This window comes from Gammaproteobacteria bacterium, from assembly GCA_016765075.1.
Classification (GTDB): domain Bacteria; phylum Pseudomonadota; class Gammaproteobacteria.
Genome location: JAESQP010000155.1, coordinates 1 through 4,114 on the forward strand (window position 1 = coordinate 1; position 4,114 = coordinate 4,114).

The 4,114-nt window shown below is 44.3% G+C and carries 5 protein-coding genes; all 5 read right to left on the minus strand.

All coding sequences use genetic code 11. The annotated features are described in order from the left end of the window. Nucleotides 1–123: 123 nt before the first annotated feature. The 5 genes from JKY90_09480 to queF all read right to left on the minus strand — a co-directional run bounded on the left by JKY90_09480 (nt 124) and on the right by queF (nt 3,853). Complete coding sequence (locus JKY90_09480; GenBank protein ID MBL4852487.1) at nt 124–444, minus strand: hypothetical protein; 321 nt, start codon at nt 442–444, stop codon at nt 124–126. Between the two features lie 159 nt (nt 445–603). Beyond that, entirely contained in the window at nt 604–1,188 is a 585-nt protein-coding gene (locus tag JKY90_09485) for a L,D-transpeptidase (protein ID MBL4852488.1), read from the minus strand. An 81-nt stretch (nt 1,189–1,269) separates the two neighbouring features. After that, nucleotides 1,270–2,064: a sulfate transporter CysZ gene (gene cysZ, locus JKY90_09490; GenBank protein ID MBL4852489.1), complete on the minus strand. Its 795-nt coding sequence runs from the start codon at nt 2,062–2,064 to the stop codon at nt 1,270–1,272. Between the two features lie 33 nt (nt 2,065–2,097). After that, a complete protein-coding gene (locus JKY90_09495; GenBank protein ID MBL4852490.1) occupies nt 2,098–3,549 on the minus strand; it encodes an FGGY-family carbohydrate kinase in 1,452 nt (483 codons plus the stop codon). Next, nucleotides 3,461–3,853: an NADPH-dependent 7-cyano-7-deazaguanine reductase QueF gene (gene queF / locus JKY90_09500; protein MBL4852491.1), complete on the minus strand. Its 393-nt coding sequence runs from the start codon at nt 3,851–3,853 to the stop codon at nt 3,461–3,463. Before queF ends, JKY90_09495 begins: the two co-directional genes overlap by 89 nt. Nucleotides 3,854–4,114: the final 261 nt, after the last annotated feature.

The window sequence follows — 4,114 nt, forward strand, 5'->3', positions numbered from 1 at the left end:
GCTGAAAAACCTGGACAAGTCGTTATGCCTGAAAAAGTTGTTATGTTAGAACCGTAGTGTTTTTCAGAGCAACAAAAAAACCCGCCATAAGGCGGGTTTTTTGTTTTCTGGGTACTACACTACTTATTTTTGCATAGACTTCTTGAACATACGATCTAGACGGTCTGTGTTGGCTTCGCAACAATTATTAGCATCAGAAGCTAAGTCAAAAGCAGCGTCAGCATCTTTTTGTGCAGAGTTTGCAGTGCTTTGTGCATTAGCAGCAGTAGATTTTGCACTGTTTGCAGCACTTAATGCAGCAGCGGCATCAGTAGCGGCGGCATCAGCAGTTGCTTGAGCTTCTGCAACAGCAGCTTCAAGACCTTCGTGGCCAGCACAACCGTATAGCGCGCCAGCAGTAATGGCAACAATTGCCAATTTAGATATAGATTTCAATTTAATCATGAGTGTCTCCCTCTTTAATTTCAGCCCAATAGATACAACACTTTGCTGCATTAAGCTTTACAGGGGGCAATGGTAGCAATATTTTCAGTTTCGTCAAATATTTAATGTGTTTTTTTAACTTTATTTAATATTCAGCTAAAATTCAGCAGATAACACGGTTCAACGAATAACCACTCGAGTACCAATTTTGAGCCATAAGGCGAGCTCTTCAATTTCTTTATTGGTGAGCGCAACACAGCCAAGGGTCCAATTGTATTGCTGATGAATCTCAAGATCCTTATTGCCGAGCCCGTGAATGCCAAGATAGCCACCCAGTTTAGTATTTTGTGGGGGCACCTTACCCAAGGTGATGGCATCTTTAACACGGTAATAGATGAGGCGACTGATTTCACCCTCGTCATAGGCTTTTTGAGCGCGTTCAAGGTTAGGATAATTCAAGCCAAAAAACAGGTGAAATTTACTATTTTCTCCAATCCATGCAATTTTAAAATCACCAAGCGGTGTTTTACCATCGTCACGAACACGTAATTGCGCTGCACCACCACGACCGATGGCGATGTCACCAAATACTTTAACGGTGAAATCGTTACGCTTAATAAATAATTGTTCGGCAGTGGTATCAATCAATATCCACGGCTCATAAGGTCGTTCGGCAGAAACAGTGGTTGTCGTGACGAATAAAGCGGTGATTAATATTGCCACCGATTGTGACAACCGCATTTTTTGAAAAAAATGATGAGTCATAGTATTCCTAGTTTAAGTAAACAATGAAACGATGCAAGCTCAGGATTAAATAGCAGCTTTCTCCAACTGCTGAATAGTTTTTTATTTTGCGTGTTTTTCATGTGTCTGGCAATACAGTGCCGTTGCCCCCGCAACAGCACTTGGCATGACAATAAAATTAAGTATTGGAATGGCGTTAGCCAATGCGACCACAGCACCGAAACCGAATGACAAGCCACGTTGCTGTTTATGATGTTTACGCTGAAGTTTAAATGGAATGTGGTGGTTTGACATGGGATAGTCGAGGTATTCAACAGCTAACATCCAGCTACTAAATATCAGCCAAAATATTGGTGCTGCAATGTTTAAAACGGGTATAAAAAATAAAAGCAGTAGGGGCAGTGCACGAACTGCGAAATAGCCGTTTTTTCGCAGTTCATGTATCACAGCGATAACACTGTCTTTCAGCAAATGATTGCCGGTGAGTTTTCCAGTGAATTGTTCCGTGGGTTTGTGTGTTTCCCCCGTCAAATGACGTTCAACTGCCTCGGCGAGATAGCCATTAAAAGGCGCAGCAATGAGGTTGGCGATCATCGAAAAAAAGAAGAATAAAAAAAACAGGGCAGACAATGCGAACAGCGGCCAAATGACCCATTGTAGGCTGCTGATAAGTGTCGTTAACCATGATAGCCAGTTTGGTAACTGCATAATCCAGTGTTCCAAGCTGCTTGTTAGTGAGGAGATTAAGTCATTGGTGTACCTATAAGCGATAACAATGACCGAGGTAAAGAGCGTGATATTGATGATTAAAGGAATAAGCGTAAAACGGCGTATTTTCGGTTTCAGTATTAAACTGAACCCTTTTAAGAAAAAATTGGCACCGCGTAAGAATTGCATGATAGATCAAGTGTACAGGCTTAGAGATGAAGATTAGCAGTGGTCATTATGTTTTCTGTGGCCTTCACGCGCGAGCAATGCACTGCCATAAGCGGCTTCGTTAGAGAGAGCGCTAGTCAGCGGAGTGTTTAATTTACGTTCACGTAAGCACTGCCAGGCCTTATTTTTGCTGCCGCCACCGACACTAATAATATGTTTTACCGGGGTGGCGCCGAGCTCTGCCAAGCGTTGATAAGCCAGTTGTTCGATATAGGCAATACCCTCAAGCATAGCTTGAAAGAAGTCGCTGTCTTGTTCAGGGCGTGGTGACAGCTTGGGTTGTTTATTTGGATCAGCAAAGGGGAAACGTTCGCCGACATTAGCTAATGGATAATAGTCGAGTCTGGTATCTTGCTCAGGATTTATGTGTTCACTCATGGCGTTAATTTGCTCCAGGCTGAAATACTTGAGCAGCACCGCACCACCACTGTTAGAAGCGCCACCCACTAGCCAGTGATCGCCATAGGGATGGCTATAGACACCATATTGAGCTGATGAGACAGGGGTCTCAGATACCACTTTAACGACCAGGGTGCTGCCTAACGAAGTAATGGCATCACCTGGCTGTGTTGCCCCAGCGGCAAGCGATGCAGCAATGCTGTCAGTTGTGCCAGAGACGATTAGCGTGTCCTTGGGCAGCAACCATGATGCAGCGATAGTTTTATCGATAACTCCAACAAAACTTCCTGGCGACGTGACGTTTGGCAACAGAGCAGCATTGCTCAGCAAGTTGCGCAGCCAATCTGGCCATTGTTTGGTCTCAGGGTCATAACCCAGTTTTAAGCAATTATTACTATCAGAGTGGCCAAATTGTGCCATTAAACGATTACTGATCCAATCTGCCTGATGCAGCGCATAATAAGCGCCATCGATAGATTGTCGCTCAAAATAAAGTAGTTTTGCCAATGCTGAACTCGGTCCGCGAACCGGGCTACACGCAGCAGGGGCGACATTATCGATAAGCACTGCTGCATCAACCGCGCGCTGATTGTTGTACATTAAGCAGGGGGTTAATGCTTGGCCGTACTGATCAGCCAGTAGCAAACTGGCCGAGGTGCCATCGACGGCGATGGCAACGATACGTTGTTTGAGCGCATTATCGAGCTTGTTGGTGACTAAATATTCCAGTGCTTGCCACCAATCTTCAGGGTTTTGTTCTGCATGACCCGAGCTATGTATTGATGTAGGTAGTAGCGTGAAATAGAAACCAAGTTGCTTGCCGTCATCATCAATAACGGCAAGCCGACAGCCTGAGGTACCAAAATCAATACCTAGATAGAGTGCTCCCAGACAAGATGATTTAGTGGTTAACACTATTTTTATTGAAATGGGGGAGAGAGGTAGAGATCGTCTGGGACTATTGTGGCAAGATGATCGACTGAGGCGGTACCCAGTCCTGTGCCCGGTGTTCGGCCACAATAGTGGTATACACCCCGCCACGCACATTGAATTTAGCGTTAATACGCATAAAGCGCGGCGCACAGGCCTCAACCAGGTCACTGAGTATCGAATTAGTGACTGCTTCGTGGAAGGCTCCCTCGTTACGGAACGACCAAATATACAGTTTCAATGACTTAAGTTCGATACACGCATTTTCCGCTACATACTCGATGTCGATTGTGGCAAAATCAGGTTGCCCGGTCTTTGGACACAGGCAAGTGAATTCCGGAGTATGAATCCGTATCGTATAATCTCGTTCAGGGTTTGGATTCGGAAAAGTTTCTAATGATTTGCTAGCGGTTGTTGTCATGGTCTTTGTATACTAATGAGTAAATCCGTATTGTACCGAATCAGTGTGGCAATGATGAGCTTTATGATTAACCTGTTCTATAAGACCTTTGCAGGAAACAATTGACAAGTAAAAATGGCCAAAATCACCCTGATCTTCGTTACAAAACTTGCTAAGACGGACGTATTGACAGCGTTTTGCGCCTCAATCAGTGTGATTTTATCTCATTTTTCTTTTGCCACTTGTCTCGTGCAAAGGTCTCTCTATAAAATAGAAGTGTAA